The sequence below is a fragment of the Rhizobium sp. 007 genome (genome assembly GCF_015353075.1).
Classification (GTDB): domain Bacteria; phylum Pseudomonadota; class Alphaproteobacteria; order Rhizobiales; family Rhizobiaceae; genus Rhizobium.
The window spans coordinates 1,697,582-1,724,214 of sequence record NZ_CP064188.1 but is presented as its reverse complement, the minus strand read 5'-3'; the positions used below and the strand labels follow the sequence as shown (position 1 = coordinate 1,724,214).

The 26,633-nt window shown below is 59.8% G+C and carries 16 protein-coding genes and 1 pseudogene; 8 read left to right on the top strand and 9 right to left on the bottom strand.

Annotated elements, in window-relative coordinates:
- Positions 1–15: 15 nt before the first annotated feature.
- From ISN39_RS29200 to ISN39_RS29180, 5 genes are all read right to left on the bottom strand, one after another.
- The gene (locus tag ISN39_RS29200) at positions 16–1,551 is read right to left on the bottom strand and encodes a cation:proton antiporter (protein ID WP_194731459.1); all 1,536 of its coding nucleotides are present in this window, start codon (positions 1,549–1,551) and stop codon (positions 16–18) included.
- Positions 1,552–2,017: 466 nt separating this feature from the next.
- Positions 2,018–2,833, bottom strand: a complete 816-nt coding sequence (locus ISN39_RS29195) for an ABC transporter permease (RefSeq protein ID WP_074071509.1) — start codon at positions 2,831–2,833, stop codon at positions 2,018–2,020.
- Complete coding sequence (locus ISN39_RS29190) at positions 2,833–4,080, bottom strand: ABC transporter permease (RefSeq protein ID WP_246763512.1); 1,248 nt, start codon at positions 4,078–4,080, stop codon at positions 2,833–2,835. The genes ISN39_RS29195 and ISN39_RS29190 overlap by 1 nt, the downstream gene beginning before the upstream one ends.
- A 77-nt stretch (positions 4,081–4,157) precedes the next feature.
- Positions 4,158–5,207 carry an ABC transporter substrate-binding protein gene (locus tag ISN39_RS29185; RefSeq protein WP_074071510.1) on the bottom strand — a complete coding sequence of 350 codons (1,050 nt, stop codon included), beginning with the start codon at positions 5,205–5,207 and terminating at the stop codon, positions 4,158–4,160.
- Between the two features lie 45 nt (positions 5,208–5,252).
- A complete protein-coding gene (locus ISN39_RS29180; protein WP_194731457.1) occupies positions 5,253–6,335 on the bottom strand; it encodes an ABC transporter ATP-binding protein in 1,083 nt (360 codons plus the stop codon).
- A gap of 250 nt (positions 6,336–6,585) precedes the next feature.
- On the opposite strand from ISN39_RS29180, the gene ISN39_RS29175 reads away from it, so the two are divergent.
- From ISN39_RS29175 to glgB, 5 genes are all read left to right on the top strand, one after another.
- Positions 6,586–7,980, top strand: a complete 1,395-nt coding sequence (locus ISN39_RS29175) for a PLP-dependent aminotransferase family protein (RefSeq protein WP_194731970.1) — start codon at positions 6,586–6,588, stop codon at positions 7,978–7,980.
- Entirely contained in the window at positions 7,973–9,298 is a 1,326-nt protein-coding gene (locus ISN39_RS29170; RefSeq protein ID WP_194731456.1) for an FAD-dependent oxidoreductase, read from the top strand. The genes ISN39_RS29175 and ISN39_RS29170 overlap by 8 nt, the downstream gene beginning before the upstream one ends.
- Before the next feature lie 344 nt (positions 9,299–9,642).
- Positions 9,643–12,888, top strand: coding sequence for a maltotransferase domain-containing protein (locus ISN39_RS29165; protein ID WP_194731455.1), 3,246 nt, complete (start codon positions 9,643–9,645; stop codon positions 12,886–12,888).
- 14 nt (positions 12,889–12,902) lie between these two features.
- Positions 12,903–16,220, top strand: coding sequence for a maltose alpha-D-glucosyltransferase (gene treS / locus ISN39_RS29160; protein WP_194731454.1), 3,318 nt, complete (start codon positions 12,903–12,905; stop codon positions 16,218–16,220).
- Complete coding sequence (gene glgB, locus ISN39_RS29155) at positions 16,217–18,424, top strand: 1,4-alpha-glucan branching protein GlgB (RefSeq protein WP_194731453.1); 2,208 nt, start codon at positions 16,217–16,219, stop codon at positions 18,422–18,424. Before treS ends, glgB begins: the two co-directional genes overlap by 4 nt.
- 155 nt (positions 18,425–18,579) lie before the next feature.
- Here the strand turns inward: glgB and ISN39_RS36885 are convergent, their stop codons facing one another.
- Both ISN39_RS36885 and ISN39_RS29150 read right to left on the bottom strand, forming a co-directional pair.
- Positions 18,580–18,867 (bottom strand): EAL domain-containing protein, encoded by a 288-nt coding sequence (locus tag ISN39_RS36885; protein WP_246763462.1) that lies wholly within the window; start codon positions 18,865–18,867, stop codon positions 18,580–18,582.
- The gene (locus ISN39_RS29150) at positions 18,864–20,285 is read right to left on the bottom strand and encodes a PAS-domain containing protein (protein WP_246763461.1); all 1,422 of its coding nucleotides are present in this window, start codon (positions 20,283–20,285) and stop codon (positions 18,864–18,866) included. The genes ISN39_RS36885 and ISN39_RS29150 overlap by 4 nt, the downstream gene beginning before the upstream one ends.
- 471 nt (positions 20,286–20,756) lie before the next feature.
- Here ISN39_RS29150 and ISN39_RS29140 point away from each other — a divergent pair, with 471 nt between their 5' ends.
- The 3 genes and pseudogenes from ISN39_RS29140 (at position 20,757) to ISN39_RS36875 (ending at position 22,235) form a co-directional block, all read left to right on the top strand.
- Positions 20,757–20,960, top strand: a complete 204-nt coding sequence (locus ISN39_RS29140; protein WP_022716742.1) for a helix-turn-helix domain-containing protein — start codon at positions 20,757–20,759, stop codon at positions 20,958–20,960.
- Between the two features lie 300 nt (positions 20,961–21,260).
- A pseudogene (locus ISN39_RS38020) lies at positions 21,261–21,335 on the top strand (hypothetical protein); the annotation flags it as partial.
- Between the two features lie 624 nt (positions 21,336–21,959).
- Positions 21,960–22,235: a hypothetical protein gene (locus ISN39_RS36875; RefSeq protein WP_246763523.1), complete on the top strand. Its 276-nt coding sequence runs from the start codon at positions 21,960–21,962 to the stop codon at positions 22,233–22,235.
- A gap of 35 nt (positions 22,236–22,270) precedes the next feature.
- Here the strand turns inward: ISN39_RS36875 and ISN39_RS29130 are convergent, their stop codons facing one another.
- The gene (locus ISN39_RS29130; protein WP_083636049.1) at positions 22,271–23,440 is read right to left on the bottom strand and encodes an ROK family transcriptional regulator; all 1,170 of its coding nucleotides are present in this window, start codon (positions 23,438–23,440) and stop codon (positions 22,271–22,273) included.
- Positions 23,441–23,593: 153 nt separating this feature from the next.
- Positions 23,594–26,614 (bottom strand): glycoside hydrolase family 38 C-terminal domain-containing protein, encoded by a 3,021-nt coding sequence (locus ISN39_RS29125; RefSeq protein ID WP_194731451.1) that lies wholly within the window; start codon positions 26,612–26,614, stop codon positions 23,594–23,596.
- Between the last annotated feature and the right edge of the window lie 19 nt (positions 26,615–26,633).

Below are 26,633 nucleotides of genomic sequence, written 5' to 3'. Positions count from 1 at the left end.
ATGCAGCGCGTGATTTCAGATCTCCTCAATCTTCCGATCTTCGAGCGGCAAAACAGAAAGCTCTCGCCAGTCGATCTCCTCAAGCAGCAGATTGTACTCATCGACGTTGAGTTCATTCTGGGAACGAAGTCGCTCAAGCTCCATGCGTTGGGCGGCAATCGAGCCCAGCGCCAGTTTGCGGTAGGTTTCAAGCGAGGAGGGTCCTTCAACATTGAAAAGTGCTTTCTGCTCGATCAGAAACTTGCTTCTCAAGAGCTCCGCCTCCGGGCCGGATTGATCCTCCAGTACGCAGATGCCGGCCTTTGTGATCTGCGCGCGACGGCCCCGCAGCTCCTCGGCTGCCGCTGCGCGCCCGTCGAGACCCAGCCATCGGATCAAGGGTGAAAGCGTCAGTCCTTGGATGACGAGTGTTGCAAGAACCACCGCGAAAGCAGTCAGCACGACTGTGTCGCGCTGAGGAAAATCGCTCGGCAGCGCGAATGCTGTCGCAAGGGTGACCAGTCCTCGCATTCCGCACCAGCCGGCGAGAACCGCCTGCTTGATCGTCGCTGGTTCCTTTCGTCCGCGGCGGCGTGCAAGGCTGGCCAGGATACGGTTATAGCCGATGCAGACCGCAAACCGGACGAGAACGACGATCGCGACGACAAACGCAGCGAATGTGCAGGCCTGGCCGAGCTGACCCTCCGGCATGCCTGCGATGATGCCTCTGATCTGCATGCCCATTAATAGGAATGCCATGATGTTGAGGACGAAGACGACGGCACTCCAGACCGCATAGGACTGGACCCGCATGCGCGCAGATGTCGCGACGCTGCTTGCCATAGCCATGGCCATGGCCACGACCGCAAGCACCGCCGACAGCCCCAGATGTTCGGCAAGAATCCAAAGCAGGTACGTCTGGACGAACTGAAGCAGGTTTCCGCCCAAGGTGCCGGACACGAAACCGGAAAGATGCTTGCCGACGAAAGCCGCCAAAATACCGAGAAGGATGCCGCCGGGAGCCGCAAGGGCGAAATGTAGGCCGACGGTGACACCAAGATTCCCCGTTGAATGTACCGCGAGCGCGGCCCCGAAGATGAGGAGGGCGGCCGCGTCGTTGAAAAGGCTTTCGCCTCGCAGCACGGCATCTGTGCTGCGAGGTATCGCCACCCCTGAAAGGATCGCAGTCGCCGCTGCTGCGTCGGGTGGTGCGACAATGGCCCCAAGGACGAGCGCGGCCGCAAACGGCAGGCCAGCAAGCCAAGATCCTGCAAGCGCAACGGCGAATGCTGTGACAATCACTCCACCGATGGCAAAGACGAGCAACGGCAACCAGAAACGCCGGGCAGTTCGGACTGGAAAGTCAAATGCCGCGTCCATCAGCGCGGGGGCGATGAACAAAGCAAGGGCGGTCTCAGGTTCAAGTGAGACATATGGGGTTCCCGGCACAAGCGCAGCTGCAGCGCCCGCCATTGCCAGCAGGGAAGGATAGGGAAGCGACAGACGTCGCGAAACCTGCAGTAGCAGGATCGCCACGAGAGACAAGACGAGGAGGCTTTCAAAAAAGCTCATAATCGACACGATCCCATCTCTTTGTTGTCCGGCATCTCCTGAAACGATGTTGGCCGGTCTGAGTGCTTCAAAAGCATCAAGCGTTGCTGCTGGGCGTCCTGATCGGTTTCATCTTCCATGGCAGACTGTGAATCGAAAACAGGATCTCGATGTCACTCGGCGCCCAATTCGGTTGATTTCATCACAAATTCTCGGCGGCATCCATGGTGGCCGTTCACCGGCGCCGAACACGCTGAAAATCAGCTCCCGAAGCCCGGCCGCGAAAAATGCAGTCATGGCAGGTGAGTATTGGCCGTGCGAAAGACGAGCGGCACTTCATTGGAGCCAGGGAGGCACCGGCCATTTGCCGAGAGCCGCTTTCTTGCCGAATGGGTTCGGCACACCAAGGCTGCTGCAGCCTTGCCGTCATAAGACCAATTTGGTGTCCATCTGAACAGCACGCCAGACGCGTTGGCGTAAAGCCCGATCAGTGCATGAGCTTTTGGCGTTCGGCGCGCCGGTGCAGCCACTGGATAGTTGCGAGAAACAGCGTTGAGAATAGGATCAGCAGTGTTGCGACGGCGGCGATGGTCGGGCTCAGTGTCTCGCGAACGCCGCTCCACATCTGACGGGGCAGGGTGCGTTCCTCGGAGCCGGCGATGAAAAGTGCAATCACCACCTCGTCGAAGGACGTGACGAAGGCAAATAGCGCACCCGACACGACACCCGGTGCGATGATCGGCAGCATGATGCGCAGCACGGCTTCAAGGGGCGTTGCGCCAAGACTTGAGGCCGCGCGCATCAAATTGTGATCAAAGCTCGCAAGTGTCGCCGTCACGGTAATGACGACGAAGGGCGCTCCGATTGCGGTATGGGCAAGGACTAAACCGGTCAAGCTGTTAAGCAGACCGACGGCTGCAAAGGCATAATAGATGCCGACCGCCGAGACGATGACCGGTACGATCATCGGTGAAATCAGAATGGCAGTCAGTGTGGCGCGGAAGGGGCATTCCGGCCGGCTAAGGCCGATTGCTGCCAACGTCCCGAGTGCGGTTGACACCAGTGTGGTGCAGACGGCGACGATGATGCTGTTCTTCAGAGCCAGTTGCCAGACTTCGGAGGAGAAGAATTCCTCATACCAGCGCAGCGAGAGGCCTGGCATCGGATACGTGAAGAAGGGCTCCACGTTGAACGACAGGGGCACGATGGCGATGATCGGCGCGATCAGGAAGACAACGACAGTGCCGCCGGCAATCCATAGCAGGATGGGAAGCAGGCGTTCGACGGAAAGGGAGTGGTTCATCAGCCTATCCTTAGACGATCAATGCCGACCATGCGATTGTAGACGGCGTAAAGGATGAGCACGGCGACCAGGAGGATGGCGCTCAATGCCGCCGCCATCCCCCAGTTGGTCACCTGGTTCGAATAGTAGGCAATGTAGTAACTGACCATTTGATCGCGCGGACCGCCGACGAGCGCTGGGGTGATGTAGTAGCCGAGGGCCAGGATGAAGACCAGAAGTCCACCGGCGCTGACGCCTGGCATGCTCATCGGCAAATAGATTCGCCAGAAGGCCGATAGTGGTGGCGCCCCCAGCGAGGAGGCGGCGCGCAAGTAGATCGGGGGGATGCTCTTCATGACGCTGTAGATCGGCAACACCATGAACGGGAGAAGGATATGCGTCATCGCGATCAAGACGCCGATGCGGTTGTAGATGAGTTCCAGCGGCTGCGATGGGTCGATGACGCCAAGCCATGCAAGCGCGGAATTCACCACGCCGCGGCTCTGCAATAGCACGACCCAAGCGCTCGTACGCACCAGCAGTGATGTCCAGAAGGGCAGGAGCACGAGGATCAGCAGAGTGTTGGCGGCGCCCCCCTTGGACCGGGCGATCAATGCCGCAAGCGGATAACCAAGCAGCAGGCACAGCAGCGTCACCGAAGCACTGACGGCGAAGGTGCGCAGCAGTACATCGACATGAACGGCGTTTTCGGGTGCGACTGTCGCTATAACGCCGGTCTCGTCGCGGCTCATGTCCAACGCTGCGAGCAGATAGAAATCGGTAAGCTCAGGCATTGCCTGCCTGAGAAGATGCCAATAGCGGGGCGTTGCCCATTGAGCGTCCGCTGCGACGAAGGCATCCTCGTAGGGCGCCTTTGCATTGCGGATCGTGCGCGCGGTTTTCAAAAGCATCGAGCGCATGCCAGTTTCGTAATAATTGAGCCGTTTGGCGATCTCGGCCACATCCTCGCGGGACGATGCCTTCAAGTCGGTTGCGAGGGCGGCATAGACCGCCTCGTCTGGTACGCCTCTGCCGTCCCACGAGGAAAGCATTGCGACGGTGTTCGGCAGCGTTCGCGCCACTTCGCGGTTGTCGACGCTTCGGGTAAGAAGCATGCCGATCGGCAGGATGAAGATCGCCAGCAGGAAAAGCATCAGCGGCGCGACGAGAAGCAAGGCTCTCATCTGCCCCTTCCGTCGCAGGCCACGCAGCCGGCGGGCAAGAGGCGCCGTGTCGATGGCATTGTTGATGACGTCGTCGGTAAGCATGAGCGCCATGGCACACCTTCATTCGCAAAAAATGGGCGGGCAGGCCCGGGAGGAAAAGCCCGCCCGCCGAGCGAGGACTATTGCGCCAGCCACTTGTTGAAGCGTTCGGTCAATTCCTCGTCATGGTCGGCCCAGAATTCTGCCGAAACCACGAACGCGTTCTTGGTGTTTTCGGGCGCCGTCGGAAGGTCGGGTAGGATGTCGGCCGGAACCTTGGCGATCGCCGCCTTCAGCGTCGGGCCGTAGGAGATGTACTGCGACTGCCGGGCCATGACGTCCGGGGTCATCGTATAGGCGATGAATTTGTCGGCCGCCTCCTTGTGCGGCGATCCCTTCGGCTCGGCCCAAAGGTTGAAGTCCATCCCCTGGCCATCCCAGACGATCTTGAAATTCTTGCCGCTGTTTTTGACGGCATCGTAGATGCGTCCGTTCCACGCCGTGGTCATCAGCACTTCGCCGTCGGCCAAAAGCTGCGGCGGTTGGGCGCCGGCCGTCCACCAGACCTTGACATCCTTCTTGATCGTATCGAGCTTCTTGAAGGCGCGATCGACGCCTTCGGGCGAGCCGAGGACGTCATAGACCTTGGCCGGCGCGACGCCATCGGCGATCAGCGCGAATTCCAGCGTCGTCTTCGGCGCTTTGCGCAACGCCCGCGGACCGGGGAATTTTTTCGTGTCGAACAGATCGGCCATCGTCGTCGGCCCGCCGTTCGGAAATTTTGATGCATCATAGGCATAGATCGTGCCGAAAACGATGGTGGCCGCCGCACAGTCCATTGCCGCGCCATCGATGAAGGCCTCCTTGCCGCCGAGCTTGGAATAGTCGATCTCTTCCAGCCATCCTTCGTCGCAACCCTGCAGCGCATGTCCTGGTTCGACATCGACGACATCCCAGGTGACCTGGCCGGTTTCCACCATGCCCTTCAATTTCGCGGTGGATCCATCCCACTCGTCCTGCAGGATCTTGACGCCGGTCTCCTTCGAGTAGGGACCAAAGAAGGCTTTCTCCTGGCTTTTGGTATATGCGCCTCCCCACGACGTTACCGTGATCGTATCCCCAGCAAGGGCAGGTGCGCTCATGGCGAGACAAAGCATGGAGGTCTGAAGCAGTATCGAGATGCGGTTCATATTTGTTCCCCTGTTCTGGTTGAATGCAGTTTAGGCCTTTCGCTCTCACGATAGAGCCAGCGCCCGGCAGTCTTCCGGCGCCCAGCCGATGACGATGTTGTCCCCGGAGGCCCGAAACGTGTCCGCCAATGCAGCCGGCACCTTTATACGGACGTCATCGCACCCGCAGGCCTGGACGCGCAGCCGCAGGTGATCGCCGTGGTAGATCAGTTCGACGATCTTGGCCGTGAAGCGGTTGGGACTTTCGGCAGGAGACGACAGCGTGATGCGCTCCGGGCGCAGCACTAAGGTCGTGCGCGTCCCCTGTTTCAGCCCGTCACCGGCAAGAGCCGAGATGATGGAGCCGTCCGCGGTCCTGATCCGGCAGGTCTTTCCGACAAGCTCGACCACTTCGCCCGCGATGGCATTGTTCTCCCCGATGAAGGTCGCGACAAACGGGTTTGCCGGCGCTTCGTAAAGGGCGTGCGGCGAGGCGATCTGCTGCAGCGTGCCGTCATCGAAGACGCCGACGCGATCCGACATGGTCAGTGCCTCGCTCTGGTCGTGCGTCACATAGACGACGTTGATGCCAAGACGGCCGTGCAGGTGCTTGATTTCGAGCTGCATGTGTTCGCGCAATTGCTTGTCAAGCGCGCCGAGCGGCTCGTCCATCAGTATCAGTTGCGGCTCGAACACCAGCGCACGGGCCAGTGCGATGCGCTGCTGCTGGCCACCGGAAAGCTGGTTCGGCCGGCGCGTTTGGAAGCTTTCCATGCGCACCATGTCGAGTGCGCGGCGCACGCGTTCGGCCGTTTGCGCCTTGCCGAGCCGCCGCATCTTGAGTGGAAATGCCACGTTTTCGCCAACGGTCATGTGCGGGAAAAGCGCATAGTTCTGAAAGACCACGCCGATGTTACGGCGGTGCGGCGGTACGCTATCGATGCGGTGACCGGCGAGCGTGATGGTGCCATGGGTCGGAGCCTCAAAGCCGGCAAGCATCATCAGTGTCGTGGTTTTGCCCGAGCCGGACGGGCCAAGCAAAGTGAGAAATTCGCCTTTTGCGACACTGAGGTCGAGCCCGCGCACGACGTAGCTTTTGCCGTCATAGGATTTGCGGACGCCTTCAAAGGCGATGAAAGGCTCATTCATGAAAATCCTCCGGTCACCGGTCAGGTTCTTTGCCTTTTGTCTCGGTGTGCGATCGATATTGTCTCGCTGGCGTCAACTTTGTCAAGCAAGACAAATAATTTTGTATGGCGATCAACTGCCCCTCGAAATTCATAGAAAAAAATGATAGGCAGCAAAGAGATAAGGGAAAGCAACGAGAACGAGTGCATTTTCCGCCATACCAGCGGATCGGCGTTCGAAAGCAGATGCGGAAATTTGTATGCCGAGAGATATGCAGGAGAACCACACAAAGAGCGGGGTGCTGAAGCGACCGGCGCGTCGGCCCGCCTATCTCGAGCTTGCCGGCGAGATTGAGGCAAAAATCCGTTCCGGCGAGCTTTCGCCCGGAAGCCAGTTACCGCCGCAACGGGATCTGGCAAAGGAGCGTTCGGTCAATGTATCGACTGTCACCAAAGCCTATCGCGAGCTGCAGAACCTCAATCTGGTAGTGGGAAGTACGCGCCGCGGGACGATTGTGATGAGGGAAGGTGCGATGCCGCGCGTCGATCGCGCGACACCGCCCAGCGGCGTCATTGACCTTACCGTTAACCGCCCGGCTGTCGATGATTTCCAAAAACGCCTTGCCGAAACACTCCCCACACTTGCGGCCGATTCGCGCTTCCAGGAAATGCAGGAGTACCAGCCGCCCGAAGGAGCCGCCTGGGCACGCGCCGCCGGCCGGCGCTGGATCGGGCTCAACGGCTTTGAACCATCCGCTGACGACATCGTCGTCACCAGCGGGGCCCAGCACGCCCTCCTGGCAGCCGTCAGCAGCCTGATCGAGCCTGGCGACGTAGTCGTCTCGGACCGCCTCACCTATTATGGCCTGAAGGCGCTCGCGCAGATGTTTCGCTTTCGCATCGTTGGCATCGGCAGCGATGATGAGGGCATGTCGGCAAGCGAGCTTGAGGATATCTGCCGGCGCGAAACGGTCCGGGCGGTGTTCGCCGTTCCTTCGATGCACAATCCGAGTGTCGTGACGATGAGCGAGGCGCGGCGCCACGAATTGGTCGCCGTGGCCGAACGCCACGACGTGGTGATCATCGAGGACGACGTCTATGGACCGATGCTCGGCACCCGAGCTCCGACGCTCGCCACGCTTGCGCCGGAAAGGACCTACCATATTTCGGCCCTCTCTAAGGCCCTGGCGCCGGGCCTGCGCGTCGGCTATCTGACCTGCCCGCCGGGGCTTGCACAGGTGACTGCCGAAGCAGTGCGCACAACGGCCTGGATGCCTGCGCCGTTGCCGCTCCTCATCGCAAGCCGGTGGCTGGAGGATGGCACCGCCCAGGCCATTTTGAAGGCCCAGCTTTCCGAACTTCGGGCGCGCCACACGCTTGTTACCACTATTCTGGCAGGCCACTCCTTTGCAGCGGATCCCCGCTGCATGTTTGTCTGGCTGCGATTGCCGGCACCCTGGCGGGCAGAAGATTTCGCCGCCAACCTGCGTGCTCACGGCGTCGCGGTCATGCCGGCTGCTGCCTTTGCCTGCGATCGGCAGCCGGTCGAGCATGCCGTCCGTGTCAACATTGGATGTGCCGCCTCGCGCGAAGAGTTGACGACGGCGCTGCGGATCATCGCTTCGACACTCGCCGACCGTCCCCGGGCGTTGATCGGTCATGTCTGAGCAATCGGGCGTGACAAATCTGGAAATCGCGCCGCTGCCGGAGACGGAGCGGCGACATGTTCTCGTGATTGGTGCCGGTTTGGTGGGCCTTGCTTCGGCGCTCTGGCTGCAAAAGGCAGGGCATCGCGTCACCGTCATAGACCGCGAGCCACCGCTCGCCGGCGCATCCTATAAGCAAGCCTGTTCATACGGGAATGCCTGCACGATTGCGCCTCATAGCGTCGTGCCCGTCGCAACGCCCGGCATTGCCTGGCGGGTGCCAGGGATGCTTGCAAACCCGCTTGGCCCACTTGCAATCGTCTGGCGCTACCTTCCGCATCTGGCACCTTGGTTGCGTGCGTTTGTGGCATCGAGCAGCAAGGATGAGGTCGAACGGATCGCCGCTGTGCTCTCCGGCCTTCTTATGCAGGCCGATGCCGGCTGGCGGCCGCTTGTCCACGAAGCAGGCGCAAAGGCGCTTGAGCGGCGCCATGGATGTCTTTATCTCTATAAGACAGAGGCGCAGTTTCAGGCGGCGGAGCCTGAAATGCTCTTTCGCGAGCGTCACGGTGTTGCCCTGGAGCGGCTGGACGCCGCGGCAATCCGCGATCTCGAGCCCAATCTTGCACCACTATATTGTCGCGGCGTATTGTTCCGCGATGCCTATACGATTTCGAGCCCGAAGCTGCTGGCCTTCGCGCTTGCCATGGTCGTCGGCGAGCGCGGCGGCACGTTTGTCGGCGGCGACGCCAGCGGGCTGGAGATAACAGAAGCAGGCGTCCGCCTCCGGGCCGGTGATGATGAAATGGGTGCCGATCACGCCGTGGTGGCGGCAGGTGCGTGGTCAGGCACGCTTGCGAGGCAGATCGGCGACAGGGTCCTGCTCGACACTGAACGAGGCTATCACGTGCTCTTCCCGTCGGCCGGCTCTCTCTTGGCGCGCCCCGTCTGTTATCCGGAACACGGATTCTACATGACGCCGATGGCAGATGGCCTGCGCGCTGCCGGCACGGTGGAACTCGGCGGCCTCTCGGCCCCGTCCAATGCCGGCCGCACGGCCATGATCCGCAGGGGCGTCGAAGCGCTTCTGCCTGGTGCGGGAGAGGGCACCTTGGAATGGCTCGGCTTTCGTCCATCGATGCCGGATTCGCTGCCGGTCATCGGTAACTCTCCGACATCACCGAACGTGACCTACGCCTTCGGGCACGGCCACCTCGGGTTGACGCTGGCTGGCATCACCGGGCGGCTCGTGGCAGATCTCGTCTCAAAGCGGAAACCGTCGATCGATCTGACGCCGTTCCGTTCTCAGCGCTTTAGCCATTTTGGCGCAAGCCGATGATAGGCGACTGCTGGCCCAAGACTGGAAATCGGCGCGCTTAGCTGTACTTCCATGATCTTCCCTAAACGGCACCACTCGATGCGTGGCTGATCGGCGCGGCCCCGGACGGCGCAGTCTTATGCGCGCTGCCATGGCGGCAGTATCGACTGCAATCAGCGGCTTTCCGGACCCTCTAGGACAGGCGGCCCACAGCGCGCACCACAGTCGCCAGATCGTCATCTGGTCAGCGAGCTCCGGTACCCAACCCGGCGCCATGTCCGGAAATGATGGTCAATTGCGCCAGTAAAAAAAAGGAACAAGCACGGCGGCCTTGCAGTTAATGCTGAAAAGGTTAGGGACTCACAATGAACACGCGCCCGCAATTCGTGTCGCGAAGCTCGCAACTTCCGCCGCAGATCTACTACGTGCATCCCCTGATGTTGAAGGGTTTGGCGGCGTGGAGGGAGGTTTTTGCGCATGCAAGAGACCTTGGTTTTGACACGGTCCTGACGGCTCCACTTTTCGAACGCGGTCATAACAGCAGTGTCTTTGTCACGAAAGGCTTCGATCACCTCGATCCGGCATTGGGGCTGGGAAGTTCTGTCACTGAGGCCGTCGGAGCCTTGGTCCAAGCCGCGACAGACAACAAGCTCAAGATCATGCTCGACCTGGCCATTGATCGGGTGGCGGTCGACGAGGCTTCAGGTTCAGTCGTCGCCGATCCGCGCGTGCCGCCGCACAAAGCCGGCAGCCAGCGCATCGATCCTACACGTGATCCTGGCCATCTCGACGACTGGCTCGCTCGGATGAGGCTGCTTACCGGCCTCGGAATTGCAGGCTTTCGCTGCCTCGGCATCGCAAGCCTGGCGCCGGAAGCCTGGTTCAACATCATCCTGTCGACCCGCAAGTCTGCGCCAGAAACAACCTTTCTGGCCTGGACGCCGGGCAGCGACTTCGAAGTCCGCAAGGCCCTGGAGGGAACCGGTTTTGATGGCAGCTTCTCCTCGCTGGCATGGTGGGACCTCGAGGAACGTTGGATCATGGAGGAATACCAGATCCAGCGGCAGATCGGTTATCAGATCACCTTTCCGGAAGCGCCGTTCGGCAAGCGCGTCGCCCACGGCACCGACAGCTGGGAGGTCCTACAGCGCAAGGCCGTCCGAGCATTGCGGCTGTCTTCCACGTTTGCCAGCGGCCTGATGATCCCAATGGGCTTCGAGTATGGTGCCGCCGCACCGCTTGATCCGATGCATGGGGACGGGACCGGCCTGCGCGGCCTTCGCGAACGGGGCGCGTTCGACCTTTCCGGCGATATTCGCGCCGTCAACGCCTGGACGAACAAGACGGCTGCCGGTTTCGCGCGTCGGCCGCTCAAGCTCATCTCCACCAGCCAAACGCCGGCCGTTGCTCTGATGCAGACGGATCAGGAGGATGTGCCAAGCTCACAGAAAGTGCGTGTCGTCGTCCTCAATCGTGATCTGCGGCGCAGCGTCGGCGCTCCGTTCAATCTTGTGCGGGAGGCCGCATCCTCATTTCTGCCGCTGAGCAACCCGCAGGCCGACGATGAGATCCTTGACGCCCAACTGAAGTTGAAACCGGGTGAGCTTCGCGTTTTCGAAGGACTGTCGTCCGTTCCCATCATTGACGCACTTGCTGTACCCGCAGCCAGCGAGGCCGCGGCGTCTGCAAGATTGGCAATCGAAAAAATCACGCCGGCGGTCGACGAGGGACGTTTCGTGGTCAAACGCGTTGTCGGCGAAACGATAAAGGTTGAAGCCGATATTTTTGGAGACGGTCACGACCCCCTGTCGGCGGCGCTTCTTTGGCGCCCGGCCGACCAGAGCGGGTGGAACGAAGTCCGCATGGAGCTCGTCGAAAACGATCGCTGGCGTGCGGAATTCGTGGCAAAGCGCCTAGGGCGGCACGAATTCGTCGTGGAAGCATGGCGCAACCCCTTCCAGATCTACCGCTATGAACTCGTCAAGAAGCACGAGGCACGTCTCGATCTCAGGCTGGAAATCCAGGAAGGCATCAACCTCGTGCTGGACGCGCTCGATCACGCCGACGGCCAGATCAAGAGCCGACTGAAAGTCTTGTTCGACGAACTGACGGAGACGCAGGATGCACGGCGCACCGAAATCCTGCTCGCCACAGAAACCGCCGAGCTGATGGCGGCGGCAGATAGGCGTCCTTACCGGCTCCGGTCTCAAGTCATCCCGCTCGATGCCGAGCGTTCGGCTGCCGCCTTCGCAAGCTGGTACCAGATATTCCCGCGCTCCCAGAGCGGCGATGCGGACCGACACGGCACATTCGATGATGTTATCAAGCGGTTGCCGGCCATTCGCGCAATGGGCTTCGACGTGCTCTACTTTCCGCCTGTTCACCCCATCGGTACAACAAATCGCAAGGGTAAGAACAACAGCCTGCGTGCAGAACCAGGCGATCCCGGCAGTCCGTACGCGATTGGCTCGCAGGCGGGCGGCCATGACGCAATTCACCCCGAACTCGGCAGCTTCGAGGACTTCCGGCGGTTGGTCGATGCCGCCAAGGACGAGGGCCTGGAGATAGCGCTTGATCTTGCAATTCAAGCTTCCCCCGATCATCCGTGGCTAAAACAGCATCCGGGCTGGTTCGACTGGCGACCGGATGGGACCATACGTTATGCGGAAAATCCTCCCAAGAAATACGAGGACATCGTCAATGTCGACTTCTACGCGGGTGAGGCAGTCCCGTCATTATGGATTGCGCTGCGCGACATTGTTCAAAAGTGGGTCGACAACGGCGTAAAGCTGTTTCGGGTCGATAATCCGCATACTAAGCCTTTCCCGTTCTGGGAGTGGCTGATTGCTGACATCCGATCCCGGCACCCGGAGGTCGTATTCCTGTCGGAAGCCTTCACGAAACCCAAGGTGATGTACCGGCTCGCCAAGATCGGATTCTCGCAGTCCTACACCTATTTCACCTGGCGCACCGCCAAGTGGGAACTGGAACAGTACATGCGTGAGATCACGACGGAAGAACCCAAGGAATTCTTCCGTCCGCACTTCTTCGTCAATACGCACGACATCAACCCTGACTTTCTGCAAAATGCGCCTCGTCCGGCTTATCTCATCCGTGCGGCGCTCGCAGCGACACTGTCGGGACTATGGGGGGTCTATAACGGTTTTGAGCTTTGCGAGGGTCGCCCGGACGCCAAGCGCAAGGAATATGCCGACTCAGAAAAATACGAGATCCGGGCCTGGGACCACGATCGGCCGGGCAACATTAAGTCCGAAATCACGATGCTCAACCGCATCCGCAAGGAAAACCCGGCTCTGCATTCCCACCATGGCCTGCAGCTTCTCACAGCCTGGAACGACAACATCATGTTCTACGAAAAGGCGAGCCCCGGGCGCGAGAACGCTCTGCTGATCGCTGTCAATCTCGATCCGCATAATGCCCACGAGGCAGATGTGGAAATTCCGCTCTGGTCATGGAACCTCGCGGACCATGCCGCGCTCGATCTCGAAGACCTGATCGACGGTCACAAATTCACCTGGACCGGCAAGGTTCAGCGCCTTCGGCTCGATCCCCACGCCGGGCTGCCGTTTTCGATCTGGCGTGTGAGATAAGGGAGGAAAGCAAAATGGACGTCGCAACCACAAGCCGTAGTCAGACGCAGACCGAGACGCAGACAAGCAAGCAAGATTCCGATCCCCTGTGGTACAAGGACGCTGTCATTTACCAGCTTCACATCAAGTCGTTCTTCGACGCCAATGGAGACGGCATCGGTGACTTCGAGGGACTGCATGAGAAGCTCGATCACATCGCTTCGCTCGGAGCCAATGTCATATGGCTCTTGCCGTTCTTCCCGTCCCCGCGCCGTGACGATGGATACGATATCGCCGACTACACCAATGTCAGTTCGGACTACGGCACCATGGAGGAGTTCGAGGCCTTCGTCGAAGCCGCACATCAACGTGGGCTGAGAGTCGTTATCGAGCTCGTAATCAACCACACCTCCGATCAACATCCGTGGTTCCAGCGGGCGCGCCATGCGCCTCCCGGCTCGCCGGAGCGCGACTTCTACGTCTGGTCGGACACGGATCAGAAGTTCCCGGAAACCCGGATCATCTTTCTTGACACTGAAAAGTCCAACTGGACCTGGGATCCTGTCGCCGGCGCCTATTATTGGCACCGGTTCTATTCCCACCAGCCCGACCTCAATTTCGATAATCCGCTCGTACTGAAAGAGCTTCTAAGCGTGATGCGCTTGTGGCTGGAAACCGGAATCGATGGTTTCCGACTGGACGCAATCCCCTATCTGGTCGAGCGCGAGGGGACAATCAACGAGAACCTGCCAGAGACGCATGGAATCCTGAAGAAGATCCGTGCAGCGCTGGATTCCACTCACCCTGGCAAGATGCTGCTTGCCGAGGCCAATCAATGGCCGGAGGATACCAGCGACTATTTCGGCAACGGCGATGAATGCCACATGGCATTCCACTTCCCCTTGATGCCGCGCATGTATATGGCAATCGCCAAGGAAGATCGGTTTCCGATCACCGATATTATGCGTCAGACGCCCGAAATCCCGGAGAGTTGCCAATGGGCGATCTTCCTGAGAAATCATGACGAGCTGACACTCGAGATGGTCACTGACGACGAACGGGACTATCTTTGGAACATCTACGCCGCTGATCGCCGCGCGCGCATCAACCTCGGAATCAGGCGACGTCTTGCGCCGCTGATGGAGCGCGACCGCCGCCGCGTCGAGCTGATGAACGCGCTTCTGCTTTCGATGCCCGGTACTCCCGTGATCTACTACGGCGACGAGATAGGCATGGGCGACAATATCTATCTAGGCGACCGCGATGGCGTGCGAACGCCGATGCAATGGTCTCCGGACCGCAATGGCGGCTTCTCGAAGGCAAACCCCGCGCGCCTCGTTCTGCCGCCCATCATGGATCCGCTTTACGGCTACGAAGCGGTTAATGTCGAAGCGCAGGGGGCCGATGCCCATTCGTTGCTCAACTGGACACGGCATATGCTGGCCTTGCGCAACAAGCATACTGCATTTGGGCGCGGTTCCTTACGGTTCCTGTCGCCCGGCAACAGGAAAATCCTTGCTTATCTTAGGGAATACCAAGGCGAAACGATCCTTTGCGTCGCCAACCTGTCGCGCCTGCCGCAAGCCGTCGAGCTGGATCTTGCCCATTTTGCCGGTTACATCCCGATTGAGCTGACGGGCATGTCTCCTTTCCCGCCGATCGGTCAACTCACTTATCTGCTCACGCTGCCCCCTTATGGTTTCTTCTGGTTCCAGCTCAGCCAGGAGACTGATGGCCCCGCATGGCGCGCCGAGCCTCCCGAGCAGATGCAGGACATGGTGACCATGGTCGTGCGTCGCGACCTGCAGGAACTGCTCGATGAGCCCCGGCTTTCAGGTACGCTTTCGAGCGAGGTGCTGCCGGCCTATCTCGGCAAGCGGCGCTGGTTCGCCGCCAAGGGCGAGAGGTTAAGGCGTGCGTCCCTGATTTCCGCCATGCCGTTTCCATTCGCCGGCAACATCTTGTTTGCAGAACTGGAAGCGGAACTGGAAGCTCGCAATGAGACATACCTGCTGCCGCTTGCCGTATCGTGGGATGACAGCCAGCCCAGTGCTCTTGCCCAGCAGCTTGCCCTTGCCCGTCTCCGTCAGGGCCGTCGCGTCGGCTTCCTGACTGACGGATTTGCGATGGAAGGTCTTGCACGCGGCGTCATACGAGGCCTCTGTGACCGTGCCGTCATTGCCGGTCGCGCTGGCAAGCTCGAGTTCTTAGGGACCGCGCAGCTCGACTGCATGAGCGTCGATGATGACATACAAGTGCACTGGCTCTCTGCCGAGCAATCCAACAGCTCGCTGATCGTCGGCGATATGGCGATGGTAAAACTCATCCGCCATATCTTCCCCGGTGTCCATCCGGAAGTGGAGATGACGCGCCGGCTGACCAGCGTCGGATATGCCAATACCGCGCACCTGCTCGGCGAAGTCGTTCATATCACACCCGATGGCAGCCGATACACGCTGATTATCGTGCAAAGAGCCATTCGCAATCAGGGCGATGCGTGGAATTGGATGCTGGCCAATCTGCGTCGCTCGACCGACGAGGTCGTGGTGACCGGCGTTGACGGCAAGGCGGCCGACGAGCATTTCAAGCCGCTCGTCGCGTTCGCTGCGACCGTTGGCAAGCGGCTCGGCGAATTGCATGCGGCGTTGGCGCGGCCGACCGAAGACGAAGCCTTCAAGCCCGTCCGCATCACCGATGAGGACGCCGCTCGCTGGGCAAACGCTGTAAGGGAGCAAATTCGCGGCAGCCTCGCCATGCTTGAGGCAAGCGGCGACAGTCTTGCGCCGGCGCTGGCGCAACAGATCGGCTTTCTCGTCCAGCAGCGCGAGGATCTCTTGAATGCTGTTGACGATCTCGCCAGGGCTGCGGTCGGTACGCTGATGATCCGAAATCACGGCGATTTCCACCTCGGCCAGGTCCTGGTTGCGGAAGGGGATGCCTACATCATCGATTTTGAGGGCGAGCCCGCACGCGATCTTGCCGAACGCCGTGCAAAGACCAATCCCCTGCGAGATGTCGCGGGCCTCCTGAGGTCGTTTAGCTATTTGGCGGCATCCGCCGATCTTGACCTGGAACGGGTAAGCGAGGTGGAAGACCAAAGACACAGCGCACTCGTTAGGCGCTTCATCGACTTGGCCGAGCAGGCGTTCCTCGGTGCTTATTTCGGAGTGATCGAAGACGTGCGCGAACTCAACATTCCGACCAATTCGCGCAGTCGCATCCTCGATCTGTTCCTGCTCGAGAAAGCCGCTTACGAGATCGCCTATGAAGCGCGCAACCGACCCAACTGGCTGGCCCTGCCGCTTGGCGGTTTCTCGGCCATCGCATCGAGACTGCTGGAGAAAGTCGCATGAGATACGAGCGCACAGACTTGATGATAGGCACTGTCCAGGAGGGCCTTCAGGCTCTCGTCGAAGGCCTTCACGGTGATCCATTCTCGATCCTTGGACGCCACCAGTATGGCGATCTTACCGTCGTAAGAGCCTTGTTGCCCGGGGCAGCATCCGTCGACGTGGTCGAGGCTGACACCGGCCGCGTGCTGACGAGACTGGAGACGATTCATGAAGGTGGCCTCTTTGCCGGGGCAATCGGTAGCACGACGAATTACCTCTTTCGCATCAACTGGCCGGATGCCGTACAGGAGACGGAGGATCCTTATTTTTTTGGATTGCTGCTCGGTGAGCTTGACCTGCATCTAATTTCTCAGGGCACCCACTATGATCTCGGCCGCACGCTCGGGGCCATTCCGATGGAGATCGATGGCATACAGGGCGTGCGATTTTGTCTGTGGGCACCCAATGCGCGGCGGGTTTCCGTGGTTGGCGACTTTAACAGTTGGGATGGTCGCCGGCATCCGATGCGACTGCGTCCTTCAGCCGGCGTATGGGAACTCTTCATCCCGCGCCTGACGCATGGAGAACGCTACAAGTTCGAACTCATTGATGCCAACGGCAATCTCATGCCGCAAAAGGCCGACCCGGTTGCCCGTGCCAGCGAGGCCGCACCTTCTACGGCTTCGATCGTCGCGCCCTCAAAACCCTTCCGCTGGAGCGATGAAGACTGGATGCGTACTCACCGCGCCGAGCGCGCACTCGAAGGCGCAATTTCAGTTTACGAGGTGCATCTTGGCTCCTGGCTTCGGATTGCCGAGGAGGCAAACCGGTCCCTCGACTGGGTCGAATTCAGCCAGAGGCTGGTTCCCTATGTCCAAGATCTCGGCTTTACGCATATCGAACTGTTGCCGATCATGGAACATCCGTTCGGCGGCTCCTGGGGCTATCAGCCACTTGGCCTTTTTGCCCCGACCGGCCGTTACGGCCTTCCGGATGACTTCGCCTATTTCGTCGACCGCTGCCATGCTGCCGGCATTGGCGTCATTCTCGATTGGGTGCCGGCACATTTTCCAACCGATGTCTGGGGGCTTGCCCGCTTCGATGGCACCGCGCTTTACGAGCACGAAGACCCGCGCGAGGGCTTCCACAAGGACTGGAACACTCTGATCTACAATCTCGGGCGCAACGAGGTGAAAGGGTTCCTGATCGCCAGTGCCCTTGAATGGCTGGAACACTATCACGTCGACGGTCTGCGCGTCGATGCGGTCGCCTCAATGCTTTACCGCGACTACAGCCGCAACGAGGGCGAATGGATCCCCAACGCATATGGCGGACGCGAGAATCTTGAGGCGGTGGAATTCTTCAAGCACCTGAATAGCATCATCCATCATCGGTGCCCGCATGCCTTTACGGCTGCCGAAGAGTCGACCGCCTGGCCAGGGGTCACGACGCGGCCCGAGGACGGTGGCCTCGGCTTTGATTTCAAGTGGAACATGGGCTGGATGCACGACACCCTGCATTACATGCAGGAAGATCCAGTTCACCGCAAATACCATCATGCGGCGATGACGTTCGGCATGATCTATGCCTATTCCGAACACTTCATGCTGCCGCTTTCCCATGACGAGGTTGTGCACGGCAAGGGTTCGCTTTTCGCAAAGATGCCCGGCGATCACTGGCAGCGGCTTGCAAATCTGCGCGCCTATTACGGCTTCATGTGGGGACATCCAGGCAAGAAACTCATTTTCATGGGTTGCGAGCTTGCCCAGGAGAGTGAATGGGACCACGATGGTTCCGTTCATTGGGACCTGCTCGACAGTCCCGCTCATGCAGGTATTCAGCGGTTGATCCGTGACCTCAACAGGCTCTATGCGCAAGAGCCGGCGCTACAGTTCAGCGACCTTCATGCCGCTGGCTTCGAATGGGCAGTCGCAGACGACGCGGAAAACTCCGTCTACGGCATGCTTCGCAGTTCGCCCGACCGCTCGTCGCTGATGCTGATTATGTCCAATCTCACCCCTGTTCCGCGCTACGGTTACCGGGTCGGTGTGCCCACGGAGGGCCGCTGGCAGGCGGTACTCAATACCGACGCGGCGATCTACGGGGGGGCCAATCTTGGCCAGACTGAGGTCTGGGCAGAACGCCAGCCAAGTAACGGCAAGGAGTATTCCGTCCTTCTGACACTGCCGCCGCTCGCAACGGTCTTCTTAAGGCACAAGGAGTAACGCTCTTCCATCTGCGCTGGGGTGGTGCCGGACGCCAGGCGTCCGGCACCTGGTCGTGCTTTCGGGGAATACTGCGGCGAAGCCGATTCACCGCGATGGTATGCGGCGCTTTTGTCAGACAAGAAGCGGCCAGACGCTTGGCTTCCGAAGGCTTCTCAGCGCGACTGGGAAGGCGAGCCTTTGCGCAAGAGTTTCTCGACGTGACTGAAAGGCAGAGGTTTTCCGAAGAAATATCCCTGAATTTCGGTGCAGCCGTGCTCCCTCACTTGATCGAGCTGGTCGGTCGTTTCGACGCCTTCGGCAGTGGTCGTGATACCGAGGCTGGATCCCAGATCGACCACCGCCTTCACGATGGCGGCGCAATCCTTGGAATCTCCAAGTTCACGGATGAATGATTGATCGATCTTGATCTTGTCAAACGGAAAAAGCCTCAGATAGCTCAAGGAGGATCCGCCAGCGGGATGAATTCAGCCGGTGAAACCAGGCCCCGCTCGGGATGGTGCCAACGCAAGAGCGCTTCGAAGCCGACAACCTCTTCGGTTCCTGCATTGACCTGCGGCTGATAGTAGATTTCGAACTGGCGCCCTGCGATAGCCTGCCGAAGGTCGACTTCGAGTTTGCGCCGCTTCTGGATGCCGGCATCCATTGCAGGCTCGAAGAAGCAATAGGTGCCTCTGCCATCCGTTTTTGCTTTGTAGAGAGCGGTGTCGGCATTCCTCAGCACACCATCTGCCGTGTCGCCGTCGTCAGGAGCTATCGCAATGCCGATGCTTACCCCGATTTGAACAGGCTGCCCCTCGACGATAAACGTTTCGCCGATAGCATTGACAAGTCTTTGTGCAAGTGCCGCGGCGCGTTCCTTCGTTTGGACCTCCTCCTGAAAGACGACGAATTCGTCGCCGCCCAGCCGAGCAATGCTATCGCCCTCACCCAGGCATGTCTTCAGCCTGTCGGGTACGGCCTTCAGCAGGAGGTCGCCGACGGCGTGCCCCAATGTATCATTCGCACGTTTGAAGTGGTCCAGATCCAGGCATAACATCGCGCAGCGCTTGCCCCCGTTACCAAGGGCCAATTCCTTTTCAAGCTTCTCACGTAAAAGCGTGCGATTGGGCAGGCCAGTCAGCGGGTCGTGACCAGCCATGTGTTTGATCTGTTCTTCGGCGCGCACGGATTCGGTGACGTCTTCATGGGTTGCGACGTAGCCGCCGTTTTCCATCGGGTTATGTGTGAGCTTTATCACCCTGCCATCCATCAAGACGATATTCTCACTGGCGGCGGAACCCTTTAGCGCGGCTTCGACGACAACATCGAAATACGCCTCCTGCTGAACCGGCGCGTTTCCAGCTGTTTGCCGATAGTCGAGGATTTGCCAAAGAGGCGTCCCCGGCCGTGTCAACGTTTCGGGCAGGTCGTACAAGCGACAATAGCCTGCGTTGCACAGCAACAGGTTCTTGTCAGCATCGAACATGCACAGACCGTGCGGCATGTTTGCCAGTGCCGCATCGAAGCGGCGGTTCTGATCGGCCATATCCTTTCTTATGCTGGCCAGCGCCGAAATATCATCGCAGCTGATCAACCATCCGCCGTCGTCCACCGGCGTGGAGGTCAGCGAGACGATCCTCTCACCGACTGAGATCTCCTGATAGAACAAGGTTGAACGTGTGAGGAGATGCGTGAGCCAGCTCTCTTGACTGTCGTCGGATTGCTGCGTCCGGCCAAGGATCGGAATCTGAGCAGCCATCCTTGTCGCACTGACGCCGACTTCAATAGCCCCTTTGGGGGCCTGCAACAGTTTCCCTATCCGATCGTTGAAAATCACAACCCGTAAGTCTGGATCCAGCAGCGCGACACCCTGCTGCATAATCTCCAGAATACGGAAGGAACTAAGCATAATCTACCTTTGCAACAGCCGACATAAAACGCAACCGTAAAGTGCGCCAGATGCAATCACAATGCCTTTTTTTCAAAATTGCTCAACCAGGTCGTGTCGGCGATCGCTTCTGCGCGTGCAAACAAGCCGACACTTCCGGCATGATTTGCCGTCGTGCTTCGCTCCGCAAGTGCTTATATAAGGGCCCAGGTTCTGCCATTGAGAGAAACAGCGAGCTAGAGACTGACGGAGATGCTGCGAGCCTTAACGGTTCGATGCCGTCTGAACGGAACAAAGGGTGCGGTCGAGACCGCCGCAATGCTCAGACCGCGTAGCGGTGGCGCATTGTTGCACAAGGTGCACCCAGAATTCTTGAAAACGGGTTCGTTCTGCCTCCGGCGAGCGCACGACGGACCTATATCTATTAGGAGCCACGCAATGCGTTAAGCGAAGAGGAAGAACTTGAACGAGATCCACATCACCAAGCGAGAGAGGGAAATCCTGACGCTCATGTGCGACGGAAAGAGCGCGCAGGAGATTGCGATCATCCTCGGGTGCTCGGTGCATACCGTGCGAACGCATATCGAAGCGCTGAAGGATACATTTGCAGTCTACAAGGACACAGCTCTGGTGGCCGCGGCGCTAAGGACAGGCGTGATTGAATGATGAAAGTGTCACGCCTGTTCTGCAACGTGCACAGGGAAATGGCCGGCGCGCTGCGGCAGTTCGCCTGTTCCGGCTGCCGTTTGAGGGCGGCGCCATTCCTTCAGTTTGCCCGTAAACGCATTTTTTCATTTTGATGCAGGCGAAGACCCGGTATTGCATTGTCGATCGTATCGGGAATGGCTTGATTTGAAAATAGGACGGCGGCTTTCGGTATCTGGCGCATCGAGGGGGCGGGATCGCAACGATGATCGTCCAGGCATCAGCCCGGTCGACATTGCAGATCACAATTCCCGCACGGCCATGGGGCTCCTGCGCCGCTTTGGGCCGCTTACCCGCCAGGAGCTTTCCAGGCATCTTGGGCTCACGGAGCCGGCTATAACGGGGATTATGCGCCGCCTGGCCGATGCGGGTCTGGTCAGCGGGAAAAAGCGTCCCACAACTGCGCACTACACGGCGCTCGAGTTCTCGTTGCGAGCCGACGCCGCATATTCCTTGGGAATCCGCCTCGGTGCGCATGGCGGCGAAGCTGTCGTCATGGATCTTGCCGGTAGGATCCTTCAACAGCACGCCTTCACAAAACCCGAAGAAATCAAGAAGGCTGTTTTGCACATCCGGCATGCCGCTGGCCTCTCTGGCAGACTGCTGGGATGCGGCATCGCTCTCTCGGCCGGGTTGGCACTCGATCGGAAAGCCATTGAGGATAGCCTTGAATTGGACGTTGGCCCGCTCTTTTTTCTGGATGACACCGAGGCGGCGGTCAATGCCGAGCGTATGTTGGGCATAGGCGACCACGAAGGCGGTCTGGTGATCGTCATCGTCGACGAGACTGTGCGCGCCGGGCTTTTGATCGGCGGGCGGCCGTTTCGGGGTGTTCACGGATTGGCGGGCCAGATCGGCGACATGCGCTCGGGTGTTGATGGCGCGAGCCTGAACGAAGTCGCGACGTTGCCCTCGCTCAAAGAGTACCTTGCAGCCCACCGGGGCGAAACGGATGGCTGGGTGGCGATTGCTGCGCGCCATCTTCATGAGGCGGTCCTGGCGATTTCAGGATTTATCGCTCCGGGCGCCATCCTCATCGGTGGTGCTCTGCCCGACGATGTTTTCGAGGCAATCATTGCGCGCCTGTCGCGCGAACGGGACGACAAAATTCGCGATCTCGTGATCGCGCCTTGGATACCCTCCGTGCGGCGTGCGTCCTTTCCGTGGGCAGGGGTCGCCGTCGGCGCGGCATTACGGCCGTTTTCCGACACACTTTTGCCCGCTGACCGTCCATGATCTTTCGGGCGTGGCTTGACGCGCCCTGCCAACCGTCACGCAACCGTGACCGGGTCCTGGGACTGTCGGCTGCTGATTGGATTTCGAAACCTCTGACCCGGTTCGGCGGATGGCAACCCCAGACGATGGGCAAGCGGGATTGCGGCAGCACCGAGAGCCGCGGCATCTTCCGAGCCGGCCGCCCGGTGAAGGGACGGCGCTCGTGCGCCAAGCCGGGTAATCTCCTCGTGGACGTAGACAAGCAGTTCATCGATTAGACGGACAGGAAAGCGGCCACCGATGAGAACGCCTTCCGGATCAACGATCATGCCGATATCGACAATTGCTTGGGCAAGCTTGACGCTGATCTTTCGCAGCCAGCTGCTGACGCGGCTGCGTCCCGCGTTGTCGAGGTTGAGAAGATCTCCCGGGGTTGTCGCTTTGATGCCGTTGCGCTCAAGATAGTCAAACAGGATAAACAGCGAGAACATTTCGCCCAGCGGCTGGGTGCTTCCTGCAAACGGGCCATCATCAAAGACGACCGGCAGCCAGCCAATTTCTCCGCCGATTCCGCTGGCGCCTTTATGACGGACCCCATCTATGACGAGGCTGCCGCCGAGACAGGCATTGGCGAGGATGTAAAAGAAACTGCCGATTTCCGTGCCGAGACCATACTCGATTTCACCGAGTGCAGCAGCGTTGGCGTCATTGTCGATGAACACCGGATGATCGGAAATTGCCTCCAGCGCACCGCGCACGTCATAGCCAACCCATTGCCGGTATTCTGATGGAAAGCCGACGACTTTAACCTCTCCCAGCCAGTCAGGAATAGCAAGGCCAATCCCCGCCAGACGAGCTTCTTCGATGACCCTACGGCGTCGGAAGGAGGATAGCGCGTCTGCCATCAAGCCCGCGAAGTCGTCCGGTAGCAGAAAGCGCCTTTCGTGATGGATGCGTCCGCGCACCGTGCCGGCTGCATCCACAGCGACGATCGTCAGGTGATCGCGATCGATATTCGCGCCGACCGAAAACACGCCTTCGGGATCGATCTCCAGCTCGATGGCAGGTTGTCCGCGCAGGCCGTGCCTGCGGCGGGCCTCCATAACGAGACCCTCATCGAGCAATCGATCCACGATGCGGGTGACGGCTTGTTTCGTCAGCCGCGATTGGTGGGCAAGCTCCGTGCGCGAGATCGGGGCGCCGCGATGAATTGCGGCGAGAATCATGGCCCGATTGGCCGCCGCAGCCTGCTCCGTATTCGAGCCCGACAGTATCAATCCCGGTATCCCTTCGCCGTGACCTAATCTCAACGCAAACTAGGCGATTGTAGTGGATGCGAAAAGCGCCCCAAGAGCGCTGTTGCATCGAGCCGTATCGCATCAAGTCCTGGCTATTCGCCAGCTCTTGACCTCAAAGGGGCGCAAACCGGCATTCGGCACCTCCATCGGCTCTTCGAGGATACTGACGACGCCCATGTTCTGCCAGCGCGGCGGAAGGCGTAACTCAAAATTCCCGCGCCGCCCGGCAGGCTCGTACACGCGCACGATGAGGCCATCGCCGTCCTCCGAGGGCTTGACGGCGGAAAGTGCCGCATCAATCCCGACGGCGGCAAGCGGCTGCCATCTGCCCGTTGCGCGATCTGTGACGGCGACGGCCAACAGCGGTTGGTTTAGATCTTCGGCCTCCTCCCTCACACCCCCTTCGTACCACGTGCCCTCATGTGGCATCAGTGAATAGGTGAAAGTCTGGATGCCTTCGTCGGCAAGCGGATCGGGATAGACCGGCGCGCGCAGGAGGGAGAGGCCCAGGACATTGCCGCGCACGCTGTGGCCATACTTTGCGTCATTGAGGATGGCAACGCCAAAACCAGGCTCCGAAAGATCGGCAAAGCGGTGGGCAGGTGCTTCGAACATCGCAGCGTCCCAGGACGTGTTCGAATGGGTCGGACGTTCCACGACCCCGTAGGCGCATTCGCAGGTCGCCCTCGCGTGACGCACGGCAACGCCCGTGAGCGTGCGAATGAAGACACGTCGGTCATGCCAGTCGAGTTCTGTCTGTATGTCCAGCCGCCGCGCGTTGGCACCAAGCGACAGAACCTGCGTGATGCGCGAGTGGCGCCAGGTTCGAACGATCTTGATCGCCGCCCGGTGGGGACCGTTCTCAAGCAGTTCAAGGCTGTCGAGATGAGTGATCTCTTCGCCACGAGCCGCGTAGTCTTCTTCGACATCCCAGGCGTCCCAATTGCGCGGCTTGTCGGCAGGATAGACGAAAAGCCGATTGCCGCAGCCCTCAAGCGCCTCACGGCCTGTTGGCTTGTGCAAAATGCTGGCGATCGAGCCGTCGTTGGCAAGCCTCACTTTCAGGACAGCGTTTTCCAGATAGTCGCGCCCAGCCGAAAGGCCGGTCTTTGGTTGGAGAGCTTCGGTCGCCAGTACAGCAATCCCAAGCGGCGCGATCTGTCCCTCGGCCGAGATTGTGCTGCCGTCTGATAGCGTCAAGCGGATGGGACGCTCAGACAGCGACGGATTGACCACCAGAACATTGTTGCCTTCTCCAACCGGCAGTTGCGCGGCTATCGATTCCATCGCCGCCATTTGAGTTGAGCGCGCCTCTGCCACGACTGCGTCGAGTTCGTTGGCGGCATCGACATAGACCTCGGCAATCGAGGAGCCGGGCAGGATGTCATGAAACTCGTTCTTTAAGACGACACGCCATGGGCGCTCCATTGATGCCGGCTGCTCGCCCCCCAGAAGATAAGCAAGGCCGGCCAGCGTCTCGGCGGTAACCAGACTGCGCTCTGCTTTTCGGTGCAGCCGCTTAACGGCGCTCTGACTTGTGAGCGTTGCGCGGTGCAGTTCGAGATAGATTTCGCCTTGCCAGACTGTCAGGTCCTTCCTGGCTGCCGTGTCATGCGCATCCTTGAAGAAGTCGTGGACCCTTGTCCAGCGTGCTTGCGGCAAAGCCGGGAAGAAGCGCAGTTGCTCTTCCCGCATAATCATTTCCGGCGTCACGCCGCCGCCGCCATCGCCATAGCCCACAGCAAGCAGCGTGGTTTCGTGCTTGTCCTTCTGGCGGAAGTTCTTCCAGGTCGGCACGAAACAATCCGGGCGCACGAAGCCATTGTAGCCCTGCATCGGATTGTCGAATGTGTGGGCAAGGACCCTGCTGCCATCGAGCCCTTCCCACCAGAAGAGGTCGGCCGGGAACTGATTGGTTTCCGACCAGTTGACCTTGATCGTGAAGAAGCTGTTCATGCCGCCTTGACGCAGGAGCTGGGGCAGGGCGCCGGAAAAACCGAAGCAATCGGGAAGCCAGCAGACGGTATGGCGAATCCCGAAGGTCTTTTCGAAATAGCGCTGGCCATAAAGGATCTGCCTGCTGAGGCTCTCGCCGGTCGGCATGTTGGTGTCGGGTTCGACCCACATGCCACCAAGCGTTTCCCATTGGCCTGCCTTTGCCCGCTCGATGATGCGCGCCAGCAAGCCTGGATCGTCTTCGGCAATCTGCGCATAGTAGTGGGCTGTGGACTGATTAAAGCGGAAATCGGACGATTGCTCCATGAGCGACAACGCCGTGTGGAATGTACGGCGCATCTTCCGCCGGGTTTCGCTGTAAGGCCAAAGCCATGCAAGATCGATATGCGCATGCCCGGTCAGTGCGATTGCGCCTTGCGGCGGAAAACGCTCGCGCAGTTGCCTGAGCTGTCCAACAAGTGTTTCGTAGGCTTCGAGCACGCTGGCCCGCTGGCTCTGATTAAGACCTTCAGGTGAAACCTCAAGTGGCGGCAACTGCCAGATCTTCTGCTGGACCGGCGAGGGCGCCGTACGCGCGACATAGGCGGCGGTGGCCGACGGCCAGTCGAGGCCGCGCATGGCGTGCTCGGCGACATCCAGGAGATGCGGAATGACCTCGTGGCCGTCGAGGATTTCGGCCGCCTCGGTGATCTGCCGCAAGAGCAGCCAGAGCCTGTCAACGGCAGTGTCCAGCCAGATGACTGCACCACGTTCCAACCTCGGGTGCCGCACGGGTTCTCCAAAGGGCAGGCGCGCGACAGTTTCGGAAGAGATGCGGATGCTGCGCGAAGGGACAAGGAATTCCCGGTGATAGGGATCGAGGCCGAGCCGTGTCTCATTACCCGTCTCGTCGGCGATCGTGATCAGGCTTTCGCCGCCAAGGTCAAGCACGAGCCGAGCGTCGTCAAGGGGCCAATGGCCGGGCAAGGTGATTGCGCCGGAAAAGCGCACCGTGCCGTTTTTGCGTGGCCATGAGTCGCCGATTGCGATCGGCTCTCCTTCAAAGGTCCAGCCGTCTATCTCAATTGTTTCGCGCGAACGCCAGTATTCCAGCTCTGCGATACGGACGCGAATGCGGTCGAGGCGTTGGGTCAGAGTAAGCGTCATGATGAGATCCTGAGATGTG